This window comes from Ketobacter alkanivorans (assembly GCF_002863865.1).
Classification (GTDB): Bacteria; Pseudomonadota; Gammaproteobacteria; order Pseudomonadales; family Ketobacteraceae; genus Ketobacter; species Ketobacter alkanivorans.
In genome coordinates, this window is sequence record NZ_CP022684.1 from 4,821,298 (window position 1) to 4,847,238 (window position 25,941).

Below are 25,941 nucleotides of genomic sequence, written 5' to 3' on the forward strand. Positions count from 1 at the left end.
ATTAACCAACAGCATAAAGTCAGGTTTTTTCGCTAACAAGTCGTTCAACGGGACGGCGCTACGCTCCATTGGTTTGTGCACTCGCTGCGCTCATTATTGCACAAACCAATTCCACTGCGCACCGCCCGTTAACTTCGCGTTAGAGCACATATTCGTCAGGTTGATTTTTAGCAAGTTGGTGGTTGGTTTTGGGTGTGTGGCGAATAAACACGGTCAAAACAAAAAACCTAAAAAACACATTGCCAGAAAACCATTGGTCCTCACCTAGTGGGCTCATGAAATAGTCACTTGTTCCAGGTTCTGGTCAAAGCCAAGTCAGGTTGGGTGGTTCGCTTTCGCATGTGATGGCGTTGTGCCATACGACTGGTTTGGGTGTTCTTTTGTACACCATCGAGCGTAATGGGCGTTTAAACTTCACGCTTTTGTTTTTCTAAAACCAATTTTTGTGGTGGTTAAAGGGTAGGGTGGTTGTTGCAGGTTCTTGCTCTAACAAGTCGTTCAACGGGACGGCGCTACGCTCCATTGGTTTGTGCATTCGCTGCGCTCATTGTTGCACAAACCAATTCCACTGCGCACCGCCCGTTAACTTCGCGTTAAGTATATATCGGGTTTCTAATTAAGTATGTTCGGTGCAGCAGGTGCTGGGGTAATAGGCCCCCTTATCGTAGTCTCATATACAATAATTGTAGGGATTTTTAGTGTGTTTCTAATGTACTTCCAATCCAAGAAACACAGAGATATTTCGAATGTAAGATTTAAGACCTACACGGTGAATTGCTCTTTGATGACGGCAATACTTTTTGCAAGCGCTTTTGTTGCGTTAATTGCTTCAAATGAGGTTGTTTGGGCAATAAGCTTTTTGGGGTCAATGATAGTATTTCTATTAGTGGCATTGTTGAGTAAAAATTATGTTAGACTATTTTGTAATTCAAAACTAATCCTAATACCTAGCATCATTGTTTGTGCAGTATTCCAAATTCCTACCATTGCGTTAGTTTCGGTTTTAATAATTAAGTGGCTGAATACTTAACAAGTCGTTCAACGGGACGGCGCTACGCTCCATTGGTTTGTGCATTCGCTGCGCTCATTGTTGCACAAACCAATTCCTCTGCGCGCCGCCCGTTAACTTCGCGTTAGAGCACATACTCGTCAGGTTGATTTTTGGCAGGTTGGTGGTTGGCTTTGGATGCGTGGCTAATAAACACAGCCAAAACAAAGCTAAAAAACCGATAGGCGGCAATCCATTGGTCCTCACCGAGTGAGTTCTTGAATTAGTCACTTGCTCCGGGTTCTGGTCAAAGCCAAGTCAGGTTGGGTGGTCCGCTTTCATATGTGATGGCATTGTGCCATACGAGTGTTTTTGGTTTTCTTTTGTACACCATCGAGCGTAATGGGTGTTTAAAGTTCACGCTTTTATTTTTTAAAACAAATTATAGTGGTCGTTAAAGGGCAGGGCAGGTGCTGCAAGCTCTTGCTCTAACAAGTCGTTCAACGGGACGGCGCTACGCTCCATTGGTTTGTGCATTCGCTGCGCTCATTATTGCACAAACCAATTCCACTGCGCGCCGCCCGTTAACTTCGCGTTATACAGTGAATGGCGAGTAACAGAAAATTGAAGATGTCAGATCGTATATCGACGGGCGTTCTTTCGGCCGTTATCGGGTATATCACCTTTTTGATGATTCAGTTCTTTGTTCTAGTTAGAGTTTTTCCTAAGTACGCAAGTGACGAAGTATTTATTGACAATAACTATGCTTTTGTTTTCGCTATCTTTCTGTTTCTTGCAGGGTTTATGATCGGTTCCAAGAAGATGGTAAGAGTTCTCGGCTTCGTATTTCGAACAAATAGATAGTTTATGGTCGAATTAACCTTGTGATTTCGATTTTTAAATCACGGGGGAGAGCTTCCATCTTAGGTTTTTACTCTGTTTTTAGTGGTTACTGCTGCTGTAAATTTTAAGCAAAAACTTTGGTTTACAAGAAAAACAAAGCGGGTCGGTGGGTTTGTATAACAAGTTGGTCAACGGGAACCACCTACGCTCCACAAGCATGTGGTTCGCTGCGCTCACTTTACCACATGCCTGCTCCGCTCCGGCGGTCCCGTTACCAAAGCGTTATACATGGCTCCATTATTTTCGAAGTTTATTGATATTTACCTAATTAAGAGATCAGATTAATTTGTATGGATGACTGGGTAGATTATTGTCGCTTTATACTCGCCATTGCTATTTTTATACTTGGTTGTTGTCTGGTTTATGACCTATTCAGTAACGGTTTTGATTGGTCAGTGTTCATTGGAATTTTTATAAGTTTTACTCTTTCTCACTACTTAAGGCCGAATTTAAATAGAAGTAATAGACCTGATGCGTACGATTGGTTGGATGTTGCGGATTTTATAATTGATTTTCCGTATAGATTTGTTGTCTATTCAATTAGGGCAGTCGGTAAATCTAAAGATATCGATCCTATTGATTTCTAGGGTCTTTAAATGAGTAAAAAATGTATAACAAGTTGGTCAACGGGAACCACCTACGCTCCGCAAGCATGTGGTTCGCTGCGCTCACTTTACCACATGCTTGCTCCGCTCCGGCGGTCCCGTTACCAAAGCGTTAGGCTAACAAAGAATTATGAACCCAGAAATCAAACAAATAAGACCTGTCGATGTTGCGCGCAGGTTGAGAACTCAAAGCAACGAAGAGCTGAAGTCTTGGGTCCGTATGATAATCACGATATCCAGTACGTTTTTGTCTGTACTTATTGCATTCAAAGAAAACTATGTTCCAGATAACCCAGAGTTTTCATTTCTTCTTATTCTTGGGTTCATATTCTTTGTTGTAGTTATATTTTCCGGGGTGGTAATTCTGCACACAGAGGTGCAGACTAAATTTGATTCAGCGAACGAAATAGATAATGTTTTGGATTTATACGGTGAGGAGGCAGCGGTTCAGCACTTAAAGGGCTCGGGCTCAAAGGCTATCGCTAGGCCAATTTACCTTTATGCGCATTTTGCATTTCATATTTCATTCGCGCTTGGATTCGTATTTGTTGTGGCATTTTTGAGTTTTAATTGGTAGGGCGCCGCCTAACAAGTCGTTCAAGCTGACCGCGCTACGCGCGGCAGCTTAACTCCAGCGTTATGCAAAGACTGAATCTGTGCGTTGCAGTTAGAGTTAAACGTAGTGTGAAAACATGAAGACACCCTCAATCATAAGCTGGGACTGCATCGATCACGATCCTATAGAGGAGTGGGTTCCTGATGATCCGTCTGATGTGGAATTTTGGTGTAATATTGCTATTGGTGTTTCGGGTGAAGAAGGTTCTGATAATTTTGCAGTTCATATTGCAACGAATAGGGCGTTATCGAGAATAACGGATAAACGGTATCTAGTTGTTATCCCGTATTATGAAAATTGGAACCATGCATTAGCCATTTTGCACTCGATAGTTGAAGCTTGCAAAGATATAAACTGGCAAGGTATTAGTATGCAATTGTCCAAACACTTCAAGTGGGAATATGAGACTATGCGGTGAATGCATAACAATGTGGTGCACGGGAACCAATTACGCTCCACAAACATGTGCTTCGCTTCGCTCATTTTATCACATGTTTGTTCCACTGCATTGGTCCCGTGACCACGACGTTATGCAATACGACTAATATGACTGAAGCTGAATTGAATGAAGTTGGTGTTGAAGTTGTAAGTTTGTTACGGAATGGTGATTATCAAAAGATTGCTGATAAGTATTCCTATGCCCTTTGCTTTGATCGGGAGCCATCATTGGCAATAAAAGAAGATTTTGAAGCGGCGCGTGATGAGGCTGTTGGCGAAATTAACGATTCTAAATCCACAGTTAATATAAAATATTTTAATGAAAATGACAGTAGTCTAGTGGCACTGATTGAATGCGATTTTCCTCTTGAATTTTCTACTGGTATCTTTGTTGAGTTAATTCAGAACTCAAAAGGCAGTGTATATATAGAGGGTATAAGTAGCTATTATGGAGGGTTAAATGCATAACAAGTTGGTGAACGGGAACCACCTACGCTCCACAAGCATGTGGTTCGCTGCGCTCACGTTACCACATGCTTGTTCCGCTCCGGCGGTCCCGTTACCAAAGCGTTAGAGCACATACTCGTCAGGTTGATTTTTGGCAGGTTGGTGGTTGGCTTTGGATGCGTGGCTAATAAACACAGCCAAAGCAAAAGCTAAAAATCCGATAGGCAGCAAACCATTGGTCCTCACCGAGTGAGTTCTTGAAATAGTCACCTGCTCCGGGCTCTGGTCAAAGCCAAGTCAGGTTGTGTGGTCCGCGTTCGCATGTGATGGCATAGTGCAATACGAGTGGTTTGGGTGTTCTTTTGTACACCATAGAGCGTAATGGATGTTAAAAGTTCACGCTCTTGTTTTTTAAAACCAATTTTAGTGGTTGTTAAAGGGTAGGGCGGTTGTTGCAGGCTCTTGCTCTAACAAGTCGTTCAACGGGACGGCGCTACGCTCCATTGGTTTGTGCACTCGCTGCGCTCATTGTTGCACAAACCAACTCCACTACGCACCACCCGTTAACTTCGCGTTAGAGCACATACTCGTCAGGTTTATTTTTATCAGGTTGGTGGTTGGTTTTGGGTGCGTGGCCAATAAACACGGTCAAAACAAAAAACCTCAAAAAACACATTGGCTGCAAACCATTGGTTCTCACTGAGTGGGTGCTTAGATTAGTCACTCGCTCCAGGTGCTTGTCAAAGCCAAGTCAGGTTGGCTGGTCCGCTTTCGCATGTGATGGCATAGTGCTATACGAGTGATTGGGTTTTCTTTTGTACACCATCGAGCGTAATGGGTGTTTAAAGTTCACGCTTTTGTTTTTTAAAACCTGTTATGGTGGTGGTTAAAGGGTAGCGCAGGTGTTGCAGGCTCTTGCTCTAACAAGTCGTTCAACGGGACGGCGCTACGCTCCATTGGTTTGTGCATTCGCTGCGCTCATTGTTGCACAAACCAATTCCGCTGCGCACCGCCCGTTAACTTCGCGTTAGAACACATACTCGTCAGGCTAATTTTTGGCAGTTTGGTGGTTGGCTTTGGATGTGTGATTGATAAACACGGTCAAAACAAGAACCTTGAAAACCCAATAGGCAGAAAACCATTGGTCCTCACCGAGTGGGTGCTTAAATTAGTCACTTGCTCCAGGTTCTTGTCAAAGCCAAGTCAGGTTGGGTGGTCCGCGTTCGCATGTGATGGCATTGTGCCATACGACTGGCTTCGGTGTTCTTTTGTACACCACCGAGCGTAATGGGCGTTTAAAGTTCACGCTCTTGTTTATTAAAACCAATTTTTGTGGTCGTTAAACGGTAGGGCAGGCTCTGCAAGCTCTTGCTCTAACAAGTCGTTCAAGTGGACATCGCTACGTTGCGCTAACTTGTGCATTTGCTGCGCAAATTATGGCACAAGTAAGCTCCACTACGCGCTGCCACTTAACTTCGCGTTAGAGCACATATTCGTCAGGTTGATTTTTAGCAGGTTGGTGGTTGGCTTTGGGTGTGTGGTTAATAAACACGGCCAAAGCAAAAACCAAAAAGTACATATGGGCTGCAAACCATTGGTCATCACCTAGTGGGCTCTTGAAATAGTCACTTGCTCCAGGTTCTTGTCAAAGCCAAGTCAGGTTGGGTGGTCCGCTTTCATATGTGATGGCATTGTGCCATACGACTGATTTTGGTGTTCTTTTGTACACCACCGAGCGTAATGGGTGTTTAAAGTTCACGCTCTTGTTTTTTAAAACCAATTATAGTGGTCGTTAAAGGGTGGGCCAGGTGCGGCAAGCTCTTGCTCTAACAAGTCGTTCAACGGGACGGCGCTACACTCCATTGGTTTGTGCATTCGCTGCGCTCATTATTGCACAAACCAATTCCACTGCGCACCGCCCGTTAACTTCGCGTTAGAGCACATACTCGTCAGGTTGATTTTTGGCAGGTTTGTGGTGGGTTTTGGGTGTGTGGTCGATGAACACGGTCAAAACAAAAAACCTCAAAAAACATATAGGCTGCAAACCATTGGTACTCAATGAGTGGGTGCTTAAATTAGTCACTTGCTCCAGGTTCTGGTCAAAGCCAAGTCAGGTTGGGTGGTCCGCTTTCACATGTGATGGCATGGTGCCATACGACTGATTTGGGTGTTCTTTTGTACACCATCGAGCGTAATGGGCGTTTAAAGTTCACGCTTTTGTTTTTTAAAACCAATTTTGGTGGTGTTGTAAGGGTAGGGCAGGTGCTGCAAGCTTTTGCTCTAACAAGTCGTTCAACGGGACGGCGCTACGCTCCATTGGTTTGTGCACTCGCTGCGCTCATTATTGCACAAACCAATTCCACTGCGCACCGCCCGTTAACTTCGCGTTAGCTGCCCAGAAAAATATATTTAGGTCATATTAACAAATAAACTAACTACAATAATGTAAGGTGATTAATGAAGAAGTATAGATATCCTATTTTGTCTGCTTTCGTTATATTCATAATTTCACAAGGAGTACATGCGGCTGGATATTTAGGAGCTTCTATTGGTTTTAGTAGCACCGATGAAGAAGGTTTTGAAGACGATAACGGATTTAGATTAAGCGGCGGATTTGATCTGAACAGAAGCTTTTCAATTGAGGCTTCTTATACAAACTTGGGAGAGTTTGAAGCTGATGGTTCTATGCTTAATATGATCTCATCTTTATCCGGGTATAGCGTGAGTGGCGCGAGTGTAGAGATATCTGGTATTGAGTTCTCTATTGTTGGCGTCGACAAGCTAAGCGACAAGTTTTCTGCATATGGTAGAGTCGGGTTTTTCATGTGGGATGCTGATCTTAATGTACATGTTTCAGGTTATGGTAGTGGCTCTGATAATGAAGATGGAAGTGATTTGGCACTCGGTTTTGGGTTGATGTACGAAGTGTCACCAAATTTCAAGTTGAAGGCAGGATATAGCTTGTATGATGTATACGACGTTGATTTGCACTACACTTCAGTTGGAGCTAACTTTGGGTTTTAGCGGTGTTTAGCTAACAAGTCGTTCAACGGGACGGCGCTACGCTCCATTGGTTTGTGCACTCGCTGCGCTCATTATTGCACAAACCAATTCCACTGCGCGCCGCCCGTTAACTTCGCGTTAGAGCACATACTCGTCAGGTTGGCTTTTATCAGGTTGGTGGTTGGTTTTGGGTGCGTGGGCAATAAACATGGTCAAAACAAAACCTAAAAAACACATTGGCAGCAAACCATTGGTCCTCACTGAGTGAGTTCCTGAAATTGTCACTTGCTCCAGGCTCTTGTCAAAGCCAAGTCAGGTTGGGTGGTCCGCTTTCACATGTGATGGCATCGTGCCATATGAGTGACTTAGGTGTTCTTTTGTACACCACCGAGCGTAATGGGCGTTTAAAGTTCACGCTTTTGTTTTTTAAAACCAATTATGGTGGTCGTTAAAGGGTAGGGTGGTTGTTGCAGGTTCTTGCTCTAACAAGTCGTTCAACGGGAACCAGCTACGCTCCAGCAGTTTGTGCATTGGCTTCGCCAATTGTTGCACAAACCGCTTCCGCTCCGCCGGTCCCGTTAACTTCGCGTTATACGAAGAGCTACTATGAGCATTATCGATCTATTTAAAAAGATGATTGCGTCAAAACCACCTGAACCAGATATGGTTCATCCTGTTTTTGGTAATCTCATTGCTGAAGTTTGTGGTGACGATGATGATTTTTGGCAGTCTGAACTGGTTTTTCCTCCCTTGGGCGTAGAGATATGTGTCAATGTCTATGCTGGTATGGAAGGCCCAAGCCAAGATCAAGTTAAGTTCTATAATGATTTTGTAGCTAACTATCAAAACGAATTCGAGATTGTGGCCCCTTCATTGATAAATGAGTATGAGAGCTGGTTTCAGAAATCACTTAATGGTGAATTCTCTGATAACTTCAAGTTCGTTGGGATTTTCATACCAAAAAATGGAGATCGAAAGGGTTATTGGGAACTGTCATTCGATTGTTTGGCCGATAAAAATCGACACATGTTTACAGCTGAGTTACTAGACGGAACAGTCGGGGGGGTTAGAGCAGATGGGTGACGCGTATAACAAGGCAGTGCACAGGAACCAGCTACGCTCCACAAACATGTGCTTCGCTGCACTCAGTTTATCACATGTTTGTTCCACTGCGCTGGTCCCGTGACTGCGGCGTTAGAGCACATACTCGTCAGGCTGCTTTTTAGTAGATTGGTGGTTGGTTTTAGGTGTGTGTTCAATAAACACGGCCAAAACAAAAAACCTAAAAAACACATTGGCAACAAACCATTAGTCCTCACTGAGTGGGTGCTTAAATTAGTCACTTGCTCCAGGCTCTTGTCAAAGCCAAGTCAGGTTGGGTGGTCCGCGTTCGCATGTGATGGCATAGTGCCATACGAGTGTTTTGGGTTTTCTTTTGTACACCACCGAGCGTAATGCGCGTTTAAAGTTCACGCTCTTATTTTTTAAACCCGGTTGTAGTGGTCGTTAAAGGGTAGGGCAGTTGTTGCAGGCTCTTGCTCTAACAAGTCGTTCAACGGGACGGCGCTACGCTCCATTGGTCTGTGCATTCGCTGCGCTCATTGTTGCACAAACCAATTCCACTGCGCACCGCCCGTTAACTTCGCGTTAGGCGACGAGAATATGCATTTGTTTTTTCTTAACCCGAAGCGAAATTAGTTAATATCTAATAGATGCATTGGTGTCCTATTCGGTAGAGATATATGAGTAATAATGAAGAGGATGATGTTCGTCAATCTTTAAGAGTTCAGCTTACGGAATTGAACAATAGATCAAGATGGTACAGTTCTCAGTTGTGGCAGTTGCCATTCGCATATCTAGGTGTAACTGGGCTCTTGTTCGGTGGCGTCGCTGGTGGAGAGTTGTTTGAATGGCTTATACTTTGTTTGGTGGTTTTTCTATCGGGACCCTTTGTTATAGAGCATATGTCTAACATAGCTGATGGTGAAAGAAGGGCAGTCAAAAACCTTATTGCTGTTGAAGATAAGCTTGGTATTCCAAATACCGCACAGTATAAAGAATGCTATACAACACCCTTGCATAGATTGGTGAAGGTTGTATTTGTATTGTCAGGGTTTTCTTCTCTTTTTATAGCAACAAAAATTATGTCATTTTGGTAAGCCTAACAAGTTGGTCAACGGGACGCAGCTACGCTCCACCAGTTTGTGGTTCGCTACGCTCACTTTACCACAAACAGGTTCCGCTACGCTGCGCCCGTTACCAAAGCGTTAGAGCACATACTCGTCAGGCTGATTTTTTGCAAGTTGGTGGTTGGTTTTGGGTGTGTGGTCGATGAACACGGTCAAAACAAAAAACCTCATAAAACACATAGGCAGCAAACCATTGGTCCTCACTGAGTGAGTTCTTGAAATTGTCACTTGCTCCAGGTTTTTATCAAAGCCAAGTCAGGTTGGGTGGTCCGCTTTCGCATGTGATGGCATAGTGCCATACGACTGGTTTGGGTGTTCTTTTGTACACCACCGAGCGTAATGGGCGTTTAAAGTTCACGCTTTTGTTTTTTAAAACCAATTATAGTGGTCGTTTAAGGGTAGGGCAGGTGTTGCAGGCTCTTGCTCTAACAAGTCGTTCAAGTGGACATCGCTACGTTGCGCTAACTTGTGCATTTGCTGCGCAAATTATGGCACAAGTAAGCTCCACTGCGCGCTGCCACTTAACTTCGCGTTATAACTGAGGAGAGCTAAGTGAGTTGTCCTGAAATATTATCAGTATTGAAAGATTTGGTTCTTCTCATTGCTTCGCTAGTTGGTATCTATGTGGCGATTAGAGGTCTTAATACATGGAGGCGTCAGTTAGATGGCCAAGCCGACTACGATCTTTCCAGAAGAGTATTAGTAAGCTTGTTTAAGCTGAGAGATCGAATCCAAAATGTTAGAAATCCTATGATGATGGCTTACGAGATGCCACAGCCACCTGAAGACGAACGAACCAGGATGTCTAATGAACAAATTAGGTTTTACGGAACCAGGTCTGCCTATGAGTCAAGATGGAATAGTGTAGATGAAGTTCGTCTTGCTCTCTATCCGGATCTTTTAGAATCGGAAGCAATTTGGGGTGCAGAACTCAAAGATCTATTTTCAGTGGTCTTCAAACTACAGCATGAATTGCTGATTCATACTAAGTATTTTCTTGATTCAACTAATCCAGATAGTGATCCGGATATGAGAAAATCAAAAGCTGAAATTTACAAAAAGCAAAGAGATATAATATATGATCTCTCAACAAACGAAGAAGATGATGAGTTCAAGCTTGAACTATTAAAAGCAGTTGGAGATATTGAAAATTACCTAAAACCCAAGCTCAAGCAGCAAAAGTTATAACAAAGTGGTGCAGTGGAACCAGTTACGCTCCGAAAATTTTATGGTATCGCTGCGCTCTTTTACCATAAAATTTACTCCACTACACTGGTCCACTGACCACAGCGTTAGAGCACATACTCGGCAGGTTGATTTTTAGCAGGTTAGTGGTTGGCTTTGGGTGTGTGGTTAATAAACACGGCCAAAACAAAAACCGAAAAGAGCATATTGGCTGCAACACGTTGGTCCTCACCGAGTAGGTGCTTAAATTAACCACTTGCTCCAGGTGCTTTTCAAAGCCAAGTCAGGTTGGGTGGTCCGCGTTCGCATGTGATGGCGTTGTGCCACACGACTGGTTTAGGTTTTCTTTTGTACACCATCGAGCGTAATGGGTGATTAAAGTTCACGCTTTTGTTTTTTAAAACCAATTATAGTGGTCGTTGAAGGGTAGGGCAGATGTTGCAGGCTCTTGCTCTAACAAGTCGTTCAACGGGACGGCGCTACGCTCCATTGGTTTGTGCACTCGCTGCGCTCATTATTGCACAAACCAATTCCACTGCGCGCCGCCCGTTAACTTCGCGTTAGCACAAGTCAAAATTCAAAAAACCTAAATTCCGAAATACATATCATTAAATCGAATGTTTCATGATATGTAACAATACAGCTATGTAAGCTTTCTTATGTGATTACTACTAGGCTATTTGTACCCATTTTAACTGTTGGTTTTCCTGGTTATTGATATATATCCATATCAAAGTATGTAAGTATTCCTGACAGTGTTCTTGTGTGTTTTCTGATAGAATGTGCGGCTAAATTAAATACGTATGTTGCATATGCTCGGTAAATTGGTGGGTAGGGCGGTAGCGTATCTACGCTTATGCTTTTTACTACCGCTATAGGTCAAAAAGCTAGAATCAAAACATTATTTTATGGGCAGTTAGTGCTATCCGTTGGGCAGTGCTAACAAGTCGTTCAACGGGACGGCGCTACGCTCCATTGGTTTGTGCATTCGCTGCGCTCATTGTTGCACAAACCAATTCCACTGCGCGCCGCCCGTTAACTTCGCGTTAGAGCACATACTCGTCAGTTTGATTTTTGGCAGGTTGGTGGTTGGTTTTGGATGCGTGGCTAATAAACACAGCCAAAACAAAAAACCTCAAAAAACACATTGGCAGCAAACCATTGGTCCTCACTGAGTCGGTGCTTAAATTAGTCACTTGTTCCAGGTTCTTTTCAAAGCCAAGTCAGGTTGGGTGGTCCGCGTTCGCATGTGATGGCATCGTGCCATACGAGTGGTTTTGGTTTTCTTTTGTACACCACCGAGCGTAATGGGCGTTTAAAGGTCACGCTTTTGTTTTTTAAAACCAATTATAGTGGTCGTTAAAGGGTAGGGTGGTTGTTGCAGGTTCTTGCTCTAACAAGTCGTTCAACGGGAACCAGCTACGCTCCAGCAGTTTGTGCATTGGCTTCGCCAATTGTTGCACAAACCGCTTCCGCTCCACCGTTCCCGTTAACTTCGCGTTATACAAAACCAGGTATACAACTCTAAAGATAAATGGCGGGATCGAAATATTTGAATCAATACGAATTTGTTCAGGAAGCGATACTATGTATTCCGTTAGCTGTTCTAGCGGTTGTCTTTGTAAAGACATTACATATATCTTGGTATTTCCGCGCTATCATTATGATCATGGTCGGATGGGGCATGATAGCAGGAGCTGTTAATCTCTATTGGGAATATTCTATTAATTTTGCGCCCACTGATGAAATGGCAATGGAGCATGCTTTGAAAGATGGCGCACCAAGAGTGTTCGGAACTTTCTTTGGTTGGATGTACGGTATCGTCTTATATTGCGTGTTTGAACTAATTAGATTGATATGGGTTTTAACTAAGGTGATTGTCAATAAGGTTGGGGCTTGTCATGTATAACAAGTTGGTCAACGGGAACCACCTACGCGCCGCAAGCATGTGGTTCGCTACGCTCACTTTACCACATGCTTGCTCTGCTCCGGCGGTCCCGTTACCAAAGCGTTAGAGCACATATTCGTCAGGCTGAATTTTAGCAGGTTGGTAGTTCGCTTTTGATGTGTGATTATTAAACACGGTCAAAGCAAAAGCCTTAAAAGCCCAATAGGCAGCAAACCATTGGTCCTCAACGAGTCGGTGCATAAATTAGTCACTTGCTCCAGGCTCTTGTCAAAGCCAAGTCAGGTTGGGTGGTTCGCTTTCACATGTGATGGCATAGTGCCATACGAGTGGTTTTGGTTTTCTTTTGTACACCATCAAGCGTAATGGGTGTTTAAAGTTCACGCATTTGTTTTTTTAAAGCAATTTCGGTGGTGGTTAAAGGGTAGGGCAGGTGTTGCAGGCTCTTGCTCTAACAAGTCGTTCAACGGGACGGCGCTACGCTCCATTGGTTTGTGCACTCGCTGCGCTCATTATTGCACAAACCAATTCCACTGCGCACCGCCCGTTAACTTCGCGTTACATGAGTCGAGTTTAGTTCTATGAAATACCTAAAGAGAATATTCGGAAGATCAAAATTTTATAGGAAGGCTCATCCCTTGGTTGTTTTGGCAGACAAGATATCTAATAAAAATGAAAAGGCTGTTGAATCGGTTGGTCTTTACTGTGAGTCACCAAAGGAATATTTTGATAGCATAGATGAGTTTGAAAAAGAAAACTGCTTTATTGAGTCTCCCAGTGATATTAATCCAGCTCAAGCATTATCAAGATCATTATATGAGGTGAATTCCGTAGTTTGCGCAGATAACAGGTCTGAACCTGCATTCATATTGAGTTCGCTAAATGAACTTAGCCCCGCTGGATTAGACGAATCAGATGTATATAGAAAGCTTGAGAAATTCTATAGTGAAACTAAGTACGGGTTTGGTTCGTTGGTTGGTGGTGTTGGCAGCGTTGATCATGATCCAACAATATTTGATTGTGTGCGTTCTGTGGGATTAAGAATGCTTGCAATTAATGATGGTTCAGATGCTTTAATTCTATTCTTGTGTTCAGAAAATGATTTTGATGAAATCGTTGATCTGGCAAAAAAAGCTAGTGTCAAGTTGTACTTTGAGAGCATGTAACAAGTTGGTGAACGGGAGCCAACTACGCTCCACAAATATGTGGTTCGCTGCGCTCACTTTACCACATATTTGTTCCACTACGTCGGCCCCGTTACCAAGGCGTTAGAGCACATATTCGTCAGGCTGGTTTTTAGCAGTTTGGTGGTTGGCTTTGGATGTGTGATTGATAAACACGGTCAAAACAAAAAGCTAAAAAACCGATAGGCAGCAATCCATTGGTCCTCACCGAGTGGGTGCTTAAATTAGTCACTTGCTCCAGGTTCTTGTCAAAGCCAAGTCAGGTTGGGTGGTCCGCTTTCGCATGTGATGGCATAGTGCCATACGAGTGGTTTTGGTTTTCTTTTGTACACCACCGAGCGTAATGGGTATTTAAAGTTCCCGCGTTTGTTTTTTAAAACCAATTTTGGTGGTGTTTTAAGGGTAGGGCAGGTGTTGCAGGCTCTTGCTCTAACAAGTCGTTCAACGGGACGGCGCTACGCTCCATTGGTTTGTGCACTCGCTTCGCTCATTGTTGCACAAACCAACTCCACTGCGCGCCGCCCGTTAACTTCGCGTTAGAGCACATACTCGTCAGGTTTTTTTTAAGCAAGTTGGTGGTTGGTTTTGGGTGTGTGGCCAATAATCACGGTCAAAACAAAAACCTTGAAAACCCAATGGGCAGCAATCCATTGGTCTTCACCGAGTAGGTGCTTTAATTAGTCACTTGCTCCAATTGCTTTTCAAAGCCAAGTCAGGTTGGGTGGTCCGCGTTCGCATGTGATGGCATAGTGCCATACGAGTGGCTTTGGTTTTCTCTCGTACACCACCGAGCGTAATGAGTGTTTAAAGTTCACGCTCTTATTTTTTAAACCCGGTTTTGGTGGTCGTTAAAGGGTAGGGCAGTTGTTGCAGGTTATTGCTCTAACAAGTCGTTCAACGGGACGGCGCTACGCTCCATTGGTTTGTGCATTCGCTACGCTCATTGTTGCACAAACCAATTCCACTGCGCGCCGCCCGTTAACTTCGCGTTAGAGCACATACTCGTCAGGCTGATTTTTAGCAAGTTGGTGGTTGGCTTTGGGTGTGTGGTTAATAAACAAGGTCAAAACAAATACCGAAAAGAATATATGGGCTGCAACACGCTGGTCCTCACCGAGTAGGTGCTTAGATTAGTCACTTGCTCCAGGTTCTTGTCAAAGCCAAGTCAGGTTGGGTGGTCCGCTTTCGCATGTGATGGCATTGTGCCATACGACTGGTTTGGGTGTTCTTTTGTACACCATCGAGCGTAATGAGTGTTTAAAGTTCACGCTTTTGTTTTTTAAAACCAATTTTGGCGGTGCTTAAAGGGTAGGGCAGGTGTTGCAGGCTCTTGCTCTAACAAGTCGTTCAAGTGGACATCGCTACGTTGCGCTAACTTGTGCATTTGCTGCGCAAATTATGGCACAAGTAAGCTCCACTGCGCGCTGCCACTTAACTTCGCGTTAGCGCTGCGAAGGTCAAAATCAAAAGCCTAGAACCCAAATTCAGCGCATCATAACAAACCATTGCATGGATTGTTTTGTAATCTAAAGGCAAAGCCATCTGAAGATCGCTTTGCTGGGTGGTAAACCCTTTAAAGGCAAAGAATGGATGTGTGGTTGTTATCTGTAGTCGCTGAACCACACGTGTCTAAAGCCGTTGAGACGGATTAAAGTGCCATTAGTGGTGATCGAGTTAAACGGTTTGGAGGTTATCGCCACTTCATAGTGTTTTTCTGCTGGTTTCTATTGTTTTTCCTGCTTTCTTTTAAAACACTGAAAACATAAAACCAGTTTATTAATTAACTAACTGCATAAAGTCAGGTTTTTTCGCTAACAAGTCGTTCAACGGGACGGCGCTACGCTCCATTGGTTTGTGCACTCGCTGCGCTCATTGTTGCACAAACCAATTCCGCTACGCACCGCCCGTTAACTTCGCGTTAGAGCACATATTCGTCAGGTTGAATTTTAGCAGGTTGGTGGTTGGTTTCGGGTGTGTGGCCAGTAAACACGGTCAAAACAAAAAACCTCAAAAAACACAATGGCTGCAAACCATTGGTCTTCACTGAGTGGGTGCTTAGATTAGTCACTCGCTCCAGGTGCTTGTCAAAGCCAAGTCAGGTTGGGTGGTCCGCTTTCGCATGTGATGGCATAGTGCCATACGAGTGGTTTTGGTTTTCTTTTGTACACCACCGAGCGTAATGGGTGTTTAAAGTTCCCGCGTTGTTTTTTAAAACCAATTTTGGTGGTGTTTTAAGGGTAGGGCAGGTGTTGCAAGCCCTTGCTCTAACAAGTCGTTCAACGGGACGGCGCTACGCTCCATTGGTTTGTGCATTCGCTGCGCTCATTGTTGCACAAACCAATTCCGCTGCGCACCGCCCGTTAACTTCGCGTTAAAACTCAAGTAGCGTGCAGCCATATAAGGACGTAAAGATTGGATAAGTTTGAAGAAACACCATTATCTGAAAGTGGCTCTGCATTCGAGCTGCCCTCTTTATACAAGTGGTTATTAGGGTTAGTATTTGGCGCGATATCTGTGGCTTGTGTCGTGCTATATGTGAGCCACATTATTTGCCCACAAAAAACACCATCACCTAGTGATCTACAAATTGGCCCAATATTCATATTTTGTGCAACTGTGTTCTTATTTGCTGTCACTCCATGGTCTAAGTTAGGTATTAGAATTAATAAAATTGGGCCTGTTGAATTTGAGCGAGTACTTAACGAGCAATCCAAAGAGCATATCGAGGAGTTGTCAGAATTAAGGCAGTTAGTTTCTGAGTTGGATATAAAAGTTAGAGGTATGGATGAAATATCAGGTATTTCTTTAGATGTGGCCTCTGCTGAGTTGCGACCTTTAATTAAAGATTTCTTAGGTCAATACTATCCTGTTCCGTATTCCCCGCTAAGAATGCAAAAGTGGGGATCAAAGCAAGCAGGATTTGAAAAATTTGGTAACTGCAATTTGTCCGATTTGAGAAAGATTCTTCAAGATATGGTGGCTGAGGGCATACTTGCCACAAGAGTTAGCAAAATGGGTAATACCCTCTATACCTTGGCGAGGTAGGGTTTTAACAAGTTGGTGAACGGGAACCACCTACGCTCCGCAAGCATGTGGTTCGCTGCGCTCACTCTACCACATGCCTGCTCCACTACGGCGGTCCCGTTACCAAAGCGTTAGAGCACATATTCGTCAGGCTGAATTTTAGCAGGTTGGTAGTTGGCTTTGGATGTGTGATTATTCAACACGGTCAAAACAAAAGCCTTGAAAACCCAATGGGAAGCAATCCATTGGTCTTCACCGAGTAGTTGCTTTACTTAGTCACTTGCTCCAGGTGTTTTTCAAAGCCAAGTCAGGTTGGGTAGTCCGCTTTCGCATGTGATGGCATTGTGCCATACGAGTGATTGGGTTTTCTTTTGTACACCATCGAGCGTAATGGGTGTTTAAAGTTCACGCTCTTATTTTTTAAACCCGGTTGTGGTGGTCGTTAAAGGGTAGGGCAGTTGTTGCAGGCTCTTGCTCTAACAAGTCGTTCAACGGGACGGCGCTACGCTTCATTGGTTTGTGCATTCGCTGCGCTCATTATTGCACAAACCTATTCCACTGCGCACCGCCCGTTAACTTCGCGTTATATCAAAGGATGATTATGAGTACTAATCTTTCAAAGGAACTTGAATTGTATTTTCTTGGGAAAGCTCTAAAAGAGTATCCTGAAAGCCGAATATGCCCGCTTTCCATGGATGAAAGTATACGGCGGCATAAAGAGTTCATTGAGTTTGACCCTATATATGAAGAGTTGGGATTAGTGCCATTGGATGATGCTAATGATAGTAATTCATACTGTTATGTTTTAAAAACGCCGATGAAAGGCTGTATTTTTCACTACTCTCATGATGGTGATCGACTATTCAAGTTTTCAACCTTGGATAGCTGGGTGGAATCCCTTAATAAAGCAGGAAAAGAATCTAAAGATATCGATGACGTCGACTATGAGAAAAGGGTTGATTCTAAAGATGTGCCTGGGTTGTGTAACTATATTGAATCAACATATGACAAGGATAGTGATTACTATTCAGAGGGTACGGTTTATCTAATCCAGGGGCTCGATGAGCGGTGTATTGGACTCGTTGAGAAGCTCTCAACGAATGGTGATTTTTTTATTCGAGAGGCTGTAGCACAACTTATTAGTGATAAACCAAATAAGCTATATAGAGAGGTAGCTTTAAAGCTTTCTTCCGATGGCTACGAACAAGTCTCAAGGCCCGCAAAGGATGCCTTGAAAAAAATCAATGCAATGATATAACAAGCCAATCAATCCGACGCCTGGCGGCGCGGCTCATTGGGGCGTTATACGAAGAGCTACTATGAGCATTATCGATCTATTTAAAAAGATGATTGCGTCAAAACCACCTGAACCAGATATGGTTCATCCTGTTTTTGGTAATCTCATTGCTGAAGTTTGTGGTGACGATGATGATTTTTGGCAGTCTGAACTGGTTTTTCCTCCCTTGGGCGTAGAGATATGTGTCAATGTCTATGCGGGTATGGAAGGCCCAAGCCAAGATCAAGTTAAGTTCTATAATGATTTTGTAGCTAACTATCAAAACGAATTCGAGATTGTGGCCCCTTCATTGATAAATGAGTATGAGAGCTGGTTTCAGAAATCACTTAATGGTGAATTCTCTGATAACTTCAAGTTCGTTGGGATTTTCATACCAAAAAATGGAGATCGAAAGGGTTATTGGGAACTGTCATTCGATTGTTTGGCCGATAAAAATCGACACATGTTTACAGCTGAGTTACTAGACGGAACAGTCGGGGGGGTTAGAGCAGATGGGTGACGCGTATAACAAGGCAGTGCACAGGAACCAGCTACGCTCCACAAACATGTGCTTCGCTGCACTCAGTTTATCACATGTTTGTTCCACTGCGCTGGTCCCGTGACTGCGGCGTTATACAGCCGTGTTACCCACAATTAGTAGACATCCTTTATAGTTAGACTAACCACTATGGAGGTGTCCGAGATGGCACGCAAGAAGACCCAAGCTTATACCGAAGAATTCCGCCGAGAAGCGGTAAACAGAGCCTCGAAAGACGGCATTACTACTGCTCAGGTTGCAAAAGAGCTAGGAGTGAGTGCCCAGCAGATCTATAACTGGCGTCGTCAGTTCACCCGTCTTTCTGATAAGCAGTTCAATACGGTAGATGGTGTTGATTATTCTAAGCAGGAGAGTGAAGAAACGCGTAGGCTACGTCGGGAAAACAAGAAGCTCAAAGAGGAGTTGGAATTCCTAAAAAAGGCAGCTGCGTACTTCGCGAACGACCAAAAGTGAAGTACGCCTTGATCAGTGAGTATACGGATCAGTATCCGGTCACTCTCATGTGCCGTGTTCTGAAGGTATCCAGATCCGGTTATTATCGGTGGCTGGAACGCCCTATTAGTGATCAAGCTCAGCGCCGGCTGGAGATGGAAGAGCTGATCAAAGACACCTACGAGGCTTTTGAGGCCATATACGGAGCGCCTAGATTGGCTAAAGAGCTGGCGGAGCTTGGTCATCCCTGTTCCGTCAATTATGTCGCTCAGATCATGTTTGAGCAGGGAATAAGGGCCTTGAATGGTAAAGGCTTCAAGTATCCCAGACATAGCCTGACGATGCATAATGTTTCGGACAACCTGCTGTGGCGTGACTTCTCTGCCTGCCAGCCAAACGAGAAATGGACGACCGATATCACCTATATCTGGGTCAAGGATCGTTGGTTGTACTTGGCGGTGGTGATGGATCTGTTCTCGCGCCGAATTGTGGGCTGGAGCCTGGATACCTCAATGACAGAGGCCCTGATATCCAAAGCCATGGATATGGCCCTGCGGCAAAGGGAGACCACACCAGGTCTGATCGTGCATTCCGATCGAGGCACCCAATACCGTTCGCAGGCGTACATTGATTATCTACGCGCTAACGAAATTAGCATCAGCATGAGTCGAAAGGGAAACTGCTGGGACAATGCACCAATGGAGTCGTTCTTTAGTCGGCTCAAGGTTGAATTGATCTACCCGAAGAATTACCGGACGATAGATGAGGCTCGATCGGGTATATTTGCCTATATCGAGATATTCTATAACCGTAAGAGAAGGCACTCAGCAAACGATGGGGTAAGCCCCGTTGAATATGAGGAAGCAGCTGCTATGGCTGCATAGTTAGAGTGTCTACTTTTTGTGGGGAACACCAACAGTGAATGGCGAGTAACAGAAAATTGAAGATGTCAGATCGTATATCGACGGGCGTTCTTTCGGCCGTTATCGGGTATATCACCTTTTTGATGATTCAGTTCTTTGTTCTAATTAGAGTCTTTCCTAAGTACTCAAGTGACGAAGTATTTATTGACAATAACTATGCTTTTGTTTTCGCTATCTTTCTGTTTCTTGTAGGGTTTATGATCGGTTCCAAGAAGATGGCAAGAGTTCTCGGCTTCGTATTTCGAACAAATAGATAGTTTATGGTCGAATTAATACTGTGATTTCGATTTTTAAATCACGGGGGAGAGCTTCCATCTTAGGTTTTTACTCTGTTTTTAGTGGTTACTGCTGCTGTAAATTTTAAGCAAAAACTTTGGTTTACAATAAAACAAAGCGGGTCGGTGGGTTTGTATAACAAGTTGGTCAACGGGAACCACCTACGCGCCACAAGCATGCGGCTCGCTGCGCTCACTTTACCACATGCTTGTTCTGCTCCGGCGGTCCCGTTACCAAAGCGTTAGAGCACATACTCGTCAGGTTGGCTTTTATCAGGTTGGTGGTTGGTTTTGGGTGCGTGGGCAATAAACATGGTCAAAACAAAACCTAAAAAACACATTGGCAGCAAACCATTGGTCCTCACTGAGTGAGTTCTTGAAATTGTCACTTGCTCCAGGCTCTTGTCAAAGCCAAGTCAGGTTGGGTGGTCCGCTTTCACATGTGATGGCATCGTGCCATATGAGTGACTTAGGTGTTCTTTTGTACACCACCGAGCGTAATGGGCGTTTAAAGTTCACGCTTTTGTTTTTTAAAACCAATTATGGTGGTCGTTAAAGGGTAGGGTGGTTGTTGCAGGTTCTTGCTCTAACAAGTCGTTCAACGGGAACCAGCTACGCTCCAGCAGTTTGTGCATTGGCTTCGCCAATTGTTGCACAAACCGCTTCCGCTCCGCCGGTCCCGTTAACTTCGCGTTATGTGAGGGCGTGCTATGCGGTGTATAAAAAATGATAAGAAATTTAACCTCTGCTGATTATGAGTTTGTCATTGATCGCGTAATTGATTGGTGGGGAGGGCGCGAAGTTAAGGATATGTTGCCTCGTTTGTTTTTCGATCATTTTACTCATTCGAGCTTCTGTTACGTACTTGATGGACGGCTCGTTGGTTTTGTAGTTGGCTTTTTGTCTCCAGTACATCCTGATACTGCATATATTCATTTTACAGGTGTTGATCCTGAATTTCGTGAAAAGGGTATTGCTTCTGCTATCTATAAGGTATTTATAGATTTTGCTCGTTCTAATAATTGCAAGTACGTAAAATGTGTTACGTCACCGAGTAATTCACAGTCGCTATCCTATCATCAGGCAATGGGCTTTCGAGCATCAAAATACGATAGTGAAGGTTGTCCGCTAGACATCAAGAATTATGATGGCAGTGGTAATGACCGTGTATTGTTAATATTGAAAATTAGCACATAACAAGTTGGTCAACGGGAACCACCTACGCTCCACAGGCATGTGGTTCGCTGCGCTCACTCTACCACATGCCTGTTCCACTACTGCGGTCCCGTTACCAAAGCGTTAGCATTTAAAACATGGAAATTACAACTCAAAATTTACATCAAGCTGAGAATGCGATAAGAGACATCTTATTCATGTTTCTTGATATGGTTAGATCGTATTCAGGCTTTGGACACAATATAGACTGCGGTAACTTCAGTCCGTTGGATTTCATAGACGCTGTTGTATATGAGCCAGAAGGCTACACATTTTCACTAGACATTGAATTGCTCCAAAGCGGGGCTTCAATAGCTCTTCTGTCAATATTGGTAAATGCTTGGGATGAGTTTGATTCGTCGGATGTTCCTATTTGGCCTGTAATCAAAGAAATTGAAACCGCGTATAGGCAGGGTCGGTTTTCTCATTTTCCAGATATTGAAAAAGCAATAGGTCTAGGTCTTGGTAATAATCAGGACGCCTTCAGGCAGCAACTCCCTATAATTTACAGTGCATATGTCCGACAATTCTTTTGTAATGTCGCAGATAAATGCTAACAAGTCGTTCAAGCTGACCGCGCTACGCGCGGCAGCTTAACTCCAGCGTTAGGCAAAACCATGAACAAAAGCATTATCATCGATGTCTGCACGATACTTGACTATATGCTCCCGCATAGAAAAGAACACGAGAAAGCAAAGTCGGCTTTTTCGATACTTCTTTCTAAGAGCATAAAGGTATCTATGCCGGCGCATGGATTTTGTGAATTCAAGTCTGCAATTATTTGTGAGTACAAAAACAAGCAGGGTGTGCTGGTAAGAACAGATATCGATCTTCCAGATATAGCGATATTGGCTATTGATGAATCTTTTGTTGTAAATGAATTTATTCCGTCTCTAAATTCGCACGGAATTATTGATCTAAAATCGGCAGATATGATTTACGTTGTCAAAGCTATTTCTACGGGTTCAATCATTCTTACACAAGATAAGAAAATGCTGTCAAAAGCAAATACTCTGGTCGATGGCCTGGCGGTTAACTACGATTCGTTTATCCAATTATATGCCTAACAAGTCGTTCAAGCCGACGGCGCTACGCGCCGCGGCTTAACTCCAGCGTTAGAGCACATACTCGTCAAGTTGATTATTAGCAGGTTGGTGGTTGGATTTTGGTGTGTGGCTAATAAACAAAGCCAAAACATAAGCCTTAAAAACCTAATAGGCTGCAAACCATTGGTTCTCGCTGAGTTTGTGCTTAAATTAGTCACTTGCTCCAGGCTCTTGTCAAAGCCAAGTCAGGTTGGGTGGTCCGCGTTCGCATGTGATGGCATGGTGCCATACGAGTGTTTAGGGTTTTCTTTTGTACACCATCGAGCGTAATGGGTGTTTAAAGTTCACGCTTTTGTTTTTTAAAACCAATTTATGTGGTGGTTAAAGGGTAGGGCAGGTGTTGCAAGCCCTTGCTCTAACAAGTCGTTCAACGGGACGGCGCTACGCTCCATTGGTTTGTGCATTCGCTGCGCTCATTGTTGCACAAACCAATTCCACTGCGCGCCGCCCGTTAACTTCGCGTTAGAGCACATACTTGTCAGGTTGTTTTTTAGCAAGTTGGTGGTTGGTTTTGGGTGTGTGGCTAATAAAAAAATCCAAAACGAAAACCTTAAAACCCCAATAGGCTTCAAACCATTGGTCCTGACTGAGTGGGTGCTTAAATTAGTCACTTGCTCCAGGTTCTTGTCAAAGCCAAGTCAGGTTGGGTGGTCCGCGTTCGCATGTGATGGCATAGTGCCATACGAGTGTTTTTGGTTTTCTTTTTTACACCATCGAGCGTAATGGGCGTTCAAAGTTCACGCTTTTGTTTTTTAAAGCCAATTTTTGTGGTGGTTAAAGGGTAGGGCAGGTGCTGCAAGCTCCTGCTCTAACAAGTCGTTCAACGGGACGGCGCTACGCTCCATTGGTTTGTGCATTCGCTGCGCTCATTGTTGCACAAACCAATTCCACTGCGCACCGCCCGTTAACTTCGCGTTAGAGCACATAGTCGTCAGGTTATTTTTTTGTAGGTTCGTGGTTGGCTTTGGGTGTGTGGTTAATAAACACGGCCAAGACAAAAACCGAAAAGAGCATATTGGCTGCAACACGTTGGTCCTCACTGAGTGGGTGCTTAAATTAGTCACATACTCCAGGTTCTTATCAAAGCCAAGTCAGGTTTAGTGGTCCGCTTTCGCATGTGATGGCATAGTGCCATACGAGTGTTTTTGGTTTTCTTTTGTACACCATCGAGCGTAATCGGTGTTTAAAGTTCACGCTCTTGTTTTTTAAAACCAATTTTGGTGGTGGTTAAAAAGGTAGGGTAGGTGTTGCAGGTTATTGCTCTAACAAGTCGTTCAAGTGGACATCGCTACGTTGCGCTAACTTGTGCATTTGCTGCGCAAATTGTCGCACAAGTCAGCTCCACTACGCGCTGCCACTTAACTTCGCGTTAGAGCACATACTCGTCAGGCTGATTTTTAGCAGTTTGGTGGTTGGCTTTGGGTATGTGGTTAATAAACACACCCAAAACAAAAACCGAAAAGGGCATATTGGCTACAACACATTGGTCCTCACCGATTTGGTGCTTAAATTAGTCACTTTCTCCAGGTTCTTGTCAAAGCCAAGGCAGGTTGGGTGGTCCGCTTTCGCATGTGATGGCACAGTGCTATACGAGTGGTTTTTATTTTCTTTTGTACACCGCCGAGCGTAATGGGCGTTTAAAGTTCACGCTCTTAGTTTTTAAAACCAAGTTTGAGTGGTCGTTAAAGGGTAGGGCAGTTGTTGCAGGCTCTTGCTCTAACAAGTCGTTCAACGGGACGGCGCTACGCTCCATTGGTTTGTGCATTCGCTGCGCTCATTATTGCACAAACCAATTCCGCTACGCACCGCCCGTTAACTTCGCGTTAGCCGAATAGAGAAAACATGATCCAAAAATTAATTAACAGCTTAGTAATTCTTAATATTATCGGCTTGATATTTCTATACTTCGATTATAGGAATATCTCATCTGATTTAGAAAATGTAAAATTACAGCAGGCAGGAATACGCGAGCACATTGCTGAGTATGCTAATCGAATTGATCATGACATTTCGGATATCCGCGAAAAAGTGAACTCGGTAGAGCACAAGGTCAGTAGAATTGAATTTGAGAGTCGTGGTTATCTCAGTCCGGATTCAAATGTAAGCGTCGAGCTTGTGCCGGCAGACGGAGAGCAGTCGGATACTAATTTCCAATCAGATCGTACGTACAGATATAGTAAAAATCAAAAAGCTGATAAAGATCTTTGCGATGCTTTGATGGATGGGGGGTTGGCCACTGCATTATTGGGCCTTTCAGGGTTATATGCTGAAAAGTGTCAATAAATTGCTTGGCTAACAAGTCGTTCAAGGGGAACCGGCTACGCTCCAGCGGTTTGTGCATTGGCTGCGCCAATTGTTGCACAAACCACCTCCACTGCGCCGGTCCCCTTAACTTTGCGTTATACAGTGAATGGCGAGTAACAGAAAATTGAAGATGTCAGATCGTATATCGACGGGCGTTCTTTCGGCCGTTATCGGGTATATCACCTTTTTGATGATTCAGTTCTTTGTTCTAATTAGAGTTTTTCCCAAGTACGCAAGTGACGAAGCATTTATTGATAATAACTATGCTTTCGTTTTCGCTATCTTTCTGTTTCTTGTAGGGTTTATGATCGGTTCCAAGAAGATGGCAAGAGTTCTCGGCTTCGTATTTCGAACAAATAGATAGTTTATGGTTGAATTAATCCTGTGAATTCGATTTTTAAATCACGGGGGAGAGCTTCCATCTTAGGTTTTTACTCTGTTTTTAGTGGTTACTTCTGCTGTAAATTTTCAGCAAAAACTTTGGTTTACAAAAAAACAAAGCGGGTCGGTGGGTTTGTATAACAAGTTGGTCAACGGGAACCACCTACGCGCCACAAGCATGTGGCTCGCTGCGCTCACTTTACCACATGCTTGTTCTGCTCCGGCGGTCCCGTTACCAAAGCGTTATGTTTTTCCACGGGTCAGGAACATGTATAAAAGTTTAGTTTTGCTTTTGGTTTCTTTGTTTTGTTGTTACGTGAATGCAGACGAAGCACCGGAAGTTCTGTTTGAAACGCTCATTAAAACTAGTAAAAGCTGGGATGGTAAGGATCTGCCGAAATACTCAGATGGTACTCCTGAAATCACCATATTAAAGGTGGTAGTTCCACCAGGCGCTGTAGTTCAGAAGCATGAGCATCCAGTAATTAATGCTGCGGTAATAGTCGCAGGTGAAATTACAGTGGTCTCTGAGCTAGAAGATGAAGTAGTGCTTAGGGCAGGTGATTCGGTAGTCGAATTAGTAAATACTGTTCATTACGGCACAAACACTGGTTCCACCAATGCTGAGTTATTGGTGTTCTATGCTGGCGTTAAAGGTAAGCCTCTTAGTATCAAAAAGTAGCACATAACAAGTTGGTCAACGGGAACCACCTACGCGCCACAAGCGTGTGGTTCGCTTCGCTCACTTTACCACACGCTTGTTCTGCTCCGGCGGTCCCGTTACCAAAGCGTTATGCGAACGTATATTCTCGAATGTGCTAGATGATGAGCTATCTTGATAACATTATTGCTGACCTGACAAATACATCCATGCCAAAATGGAGAGTGCTTGTAGGCGCAATATTTTTAGCCTTCATATGCATTTCTACTGTTTGCGCATTTCTGTTCATGTATTTCACATATGATGGGCTTACTTGTCATT

General features: G+C 43.8%; 19 protein-coding genes. All 19 read left to right on the forward strand.

The features are described from left to right. Positions 1-2,626: 2,626 nt before the first annotated feature. On the forward strand, positions 2,627-3,073 hold the full coding sequence (locus tag Kalk_RS20715; protein ID WP_101896071.1) for a hypothetical protein: 447 nt from the start codon (positions 2,627-2,629) through the stop codon (positions 3,071-3,073). Between the two features lie 115 nt (positions 3,074-3,188). Beyond that, the gene (locus Kalk_RS20720) at positions 3,189-3,530 is read left to right on the forward strand and encodes an Imm8 family immunity protein (protein WP_101896072.1); all 342 of its coding nucleotides are present in this window, start codon (positions 3,189-3,191) and stop codon (positions 3,528-3,530) included. Between the two features lie 128 nt (positions 3,531-3,658). Beyond that, the gene (locus tag Kalk_RS20725) at positions 3,659-4,018 is read left to right on the forward strand and encodes a hypothetical protein (RefSeq protein ID WP_101896073.1); all 360 of its coding nucleotides are present in this window, start codon (positions 3,659-3,661) and stop codon (positions 4,016-4,018) included. Positions 4,019-6,454: 2,436 nt separating this feature from the next. Then, a complete protein-coding gene (locus tag Kalk_RS20730; protein ID WP_101896074.1) occupies positions 6,455-7,021 on the forward strand; it encodes an outer membrane beta-barrel protein in 567 nt (188 codons plus the stop codon). Positions 7,022-7,606: 585 nt separating this feature from the next. Further along, a complete protein-coding gene (locus Kalk_RS20735) occupies positions 7,607-8,083 on the forward strand; it encodes a hypothetical protein (RefSeq protein WP_101896075.1) in 477 nt (158 codons plus the stop codon). Between the two features lie 659 nt (positions 8,084-8,742). Next, positions 8,743-9,159 (forward strand): hypothetical protein, encoded by a 417-nt coding sequence (locus Kalk_RS20740; protein WP_101896076.1) that lies wholly within the window; start codon positions 8,743-8,745, stop codon positions 9,157-9,159. 582 nt (positions 9,160-9,741) lie between these two features. Then, positions 9,742-10,377 (forward strand): hypothetical protein, encoded by a 636-nt coding sequence (locus tag Kalk_RS20745; protein ID WP_101896077.1) that lies wholly within the window; start codon positions 9,742-9,744, stop codon positions 10,375-10,377. Positions 10,378-11,926: 1,549 nt separating this feature from the next. Beyond that, on the forward strand, positions 11,927-12,283 hold the full coding sequence (locus Kalk_RS20750) for a hypothetical protein (protein ID WP_158643618.1): 357 nt from the start codon (positions 11,927-11,929) through the stop codon (positions 12,281-12,283). 578 nt (positions 12,284-12,861) lie between these two features. Then, positions 12,862-13,446, forward strand: coding sequence for a DUF6630 family protein (locus Kalk_RS21400; RefSeq protein WP_199767978.1), 585 nt, complete (start codon positions 12,862-12,864; stop codon positions 13,444-13,446). 2,430 nt (positions 13,447-15,876) lie between these two features. Continuing rightward, positions 15,877-16,509, forward strand: coding sequence for a hypothetical protein (locus Kalk_RS20760; RefSeq protein ID WP_101896079.1), 633 nt, complete (start codon positions 15,877-15,879; stop codon positions 16,507-16,509). Positions 16,510-17,089: 580 nt separating this feature from the next. Beyond that, entirely contained in the window at positions 17,090-17,746 is a 657-nt protein-coding gene (locus tag Kalk_RS20765; RefSeq protein ID WP_101896080.1) for a hypothetical protein, read from the forward strand. A gap of 61 nt (positions 17,747-17,807) precedes the next feature. After that, positions 17,808-18,284, forward strand: a complete 477-nt coding sequence (locus Kalk_RS20770; RefSeq protein WP_101896075.1) for a hypothetical protein — start codon at positions 17,808-17,810, stop codon at positions 18,282-18,284. Positions 18,285-18,467: 183 nt separating this feature from the next. Then, entirely contained in the window at positions 18,468-18,776 is a 309-nt protein-coding gene (locus Kalk_RS20775; RefSeq protein ID WP_199767909.1) for a transposase, read from the forward strand. Beyond that, positions 18,773-19,639 (forward strand): IS3 family transposase, encoded by an 867-nt coding sequence (locus Kalk_RS20780; protein ID WP_101893641.1) that lies wholly within the window; start codon positions 18,773-18,775, stop codon positions 19,637-19,639. Before Kalk_RS20775 ends, Kalk_RS20780 begins: the two co-directional genes overlap by 4 nt. 1,040 nt (positions 19,640-20,679) lie before the next feature. Further along, positions 20,680-21,150 (forward strand): GNAT family N-acetyltransferase, encoded by a 471-nt coding sequence (locus Kalk_RS20790; RefSeq protein ID WP_101896082.1) that lies wholly within the window; start codon positions 20,680-20,682, stop codon positions 21,148-21,150. Positions 21,151-21,266: 116 nt separating this feature from the next. After that, the gene (locus Kalk_RS20795) at positions 21,267-21,725 is read left to right on the forward strand and encodes a hypothetical protein (protein ID WP_101896083.1); all 459 of its coding nucleotides are present in this window, start codon (positions 21,267-21,269) and stop codon (positions 21,723-21,725) included. Positions 21,726-21,785: 60 nt separating this feature from the next. After that, positions 21,786-22,235 (forward strand): PIN domain-containing protein, encoded by a 450-nt coding sequence (locus Kalk_RS20800; RefSeq protein ID WP_101896084.1) that lies wholly within the window; start codon positions 21,786-21,788, stop codon positions 22,233-22,235. A 1,881-nt stretch (positions 22,236-24,116) separates the two neighbouring features. Further along, positions 24,117-24,557: a hypothetical protein gene (locus Kalk_RS20805; RefSeq protein ID WP_101896085.1), complete on the forward strand. Its 441-nt coding sequence runs from the start codon at positions 24,117-24,119 to the stop codon at positions 24,555-24,557. A gap of 670 nt (positions 24,558-25,227) precedes the next feature. Then, positions 25,228-25,641, forward strand: coding sequence for a cupin domain-containing protein (locus Kalk_RS20815; protein WP_101896087.1), 414 nt, complete (start codon positions 25,228-25,230; stop codon positions 25,639-25,641). The last annotated feature ends 300 nt before the right edge of the window (positions 25,642-25,941 follow it).